The organism is Psychrobacter piechaudii, from assembly GCF_900162825.1.
In the GTDB taxonomy this organism is placed as follows: domain Bacteria; phylum Pseudomonadota; class Gammaproteobacteria; order Pseudomonadales; family Moraxellaceae; genus Psychrobacter; species Psychrobacter piechaudii.
In genome coordinates, this window is sequence record NZ_FUGE01000288.1 from 1 (window position 1) to 2,044 (window position 2,044).

Below are 2,044 nucleotides of genomic sequence, written 5' to 3' on the forward strand. Positions count from 1 at the left end.
TTTTATAAGATTTTAAATTGATTTATAAGTCTTTAAAATCTTTTAGAATTTGGCTCCCTAACCTGGGCTCGAACCAGGGACACACGGATTAACAGTCCGATGCTCTACCAACTGAGCTATTAGGGAAGAACTTGTTTGACGCCTATGTTTTGCAAGGGGTCTTAACTAAGTGATGCGTATTCTAGGCAATCTTCGGATGGGTGTCAAGCCTTAAAATCAAAAAAAATGCAAAACCTTCTATTTTTTTGATTTTATCATCAAAATTAGGGGTTATTGCTTGATTTAACAAAGTTTTTTGACCAATTTGGTATAGCTGTCTCAATAATAGCAAAAGAGAAATCACTTAAAAGATTAATCTAAACAAAGATTCCGCTGAATCAAAACTATCTCACTAACACTAAGGGTCAGGAAAAATAAATCACTTCATAACTCATAAAATGGCTGAATAACATAGCCAGGGTAGTGTGCTTAAATTAGAAGTATTTAAAAAAAGTAGTTTTTTAAAAAGCAGTCTGGTTTTATAGCAGCTCGAATTGTGGCCAAGACTAAATTTGACACAAAAAAAAGTCCCTATCTATTAAGATAAGGACTTTGGCATATGCCATAAAAGTATTGCTTGGTAGCAATGTAGCATGAGGTGAAATAAAGAGTCATGCTAGAATTTGGCTCCCTAACCTGGGCTCGAACCAGGGACACACGGATTAACAGTCCGATGCTCTACCAACTGAGCTATTAGGGAATAGCTGGGTTAACGCGCTTATGTGTTAAGCTGTTTGCGTTAAGTGGGGCGTATTCTATCAAATATTTTTTATCCGTCAAGCCTTTTTTGAAAAAAAATTGAAAATTTATCAAATTTTATCGATTTTTATGTTTTTTTTGGCTTTTTAGCTATAACTTAGCAGCTTTCGATTGCGGCAAAGCAGTTTTAGGTGCTCTGTCTGTCTACAGCCTAGTATAGCAGATAAGCTGCGACAGTCAGTAGAGTTTAGCCTCGGTTTTGATAACGTAGTATACTTGAAAGCATAAAGTACGGTAAATCAATAGAACCTTACCCCTTATTTTTCGTCTATATATAGGAAGATTATGTCACAAATTAATACCTCAACCAGTTCAGTTAGAGCTCCTGTAAAAAATGAGTTATACATGTCAGTATTAATGACACCAGATATGGCTAACTTTATTGGCAATGTGCATGGGGGTGATTTACTCAAGATGCTCGATCAGGCGGCTTATGCTTGTGCCAGCCGTTACAGTGGCGGTTATGTTGTGACTCTATCTGTGGATCAGGTTATGTTCTTAGAGCCTATTTATGTGGGTGAGTTGGTTACTTTCGCCGCCAGTATTAACCATGTGGGCAGAACCTCAATGGAGGTGGGTATTCGAGTAGAAGCTGAAAATATTCAGCAGCGCACTGTGCGTCATACCAACAGTTGTTATTTCACTATGGTTGCAGTTGATGAAAACGGTAAGCCAACCCCTGTACCGCCGCTAGAGATTAAAAATGAGCTAATGCAGTGTCGGTTTGAGGCAGCAGAACAGCGAAAAAAGATGCGCATGCAACAATCCAATCGTCCCAGTTGTGAAGCTCATAAATCGCCTAATGAAGAGTTAACAGGGGCTCATAAACCTAGTGATGATTTAAAGGACAAGTAAGGTGTTGAGTAGCAATCATTGCCTGATGCTTTTTACAATCCAAAGCAATTCAAAGGTATTAATTGAAGGTACAACGAGGTATTTATGAAATATTATTCAAGAAGTATTAGTTTTTCGAAGCTACTTACTATCGCTAGTTTTAGGGCGTGTCCTCAATTTAACTTACAGTGAATAATAGTACAGGCTAGGTAAAGCATAGATTTAAAATTGCGTGCTAGCTTTTCATAGCGTGTTGCTATACTGCGAAAATGCTTTAATCGAGCGAACATATTTTCAACTAGATGGCGTAATTTATAAAGGTAACTGTCAAACTCTGGGTTAGGTTGTTTCGTATTTTTTCTTCTAGGAATAACCGCTTTCATGCCATGTTCTATCGCTTTATCTCTGATTT

2 protein-coding genes and 2 tRNA genes are annotated in these 2,044 nt (G+C 37.5%); 1 reads left to right on the forward strand and 3 read right to left on the reverse strand.

From position 1 onward, the window contains the following. Window positions 1-50: 50 nt before the first annotated feature. Window positions 51-126 (reverse strand) — tRNA-Asn (locus A1019T_RS13020). Window positions 127-663: 537 nt separating this feature from the next. After that, a tRNA-Asn gene (locus tag A1019T_RS13025) sits at window positions 664-739 on the reverse strand. Between the two features lie 344 nt (window positions 740-1,083). Here A1019T_RS13025 and A1019T_RS13030 point away from each other — a divergent pair. Further along, a complete protein-coding gene (locus tag A1019T_RS13030) occupies window positions 1,084-1,653 on the forward strand; it encodes an acyl-CoA thioesterase (protein ID WP_077452157.1) in 570 nt (189 codons plus the stop codon). Between the two features lie 152 nt (window positions 1,654-1,805). Here A1019T_RS13030 and A1019T_RS13035 read toward each other — a convergent pair. Next, a partial coding sequence (locus A1019T_RS13035; RefSeq protein WP_077449957.1) for a transposase occupies window positions 1,806-2,044 on the reverse strand: 239 nt, incomplete at its 5' end.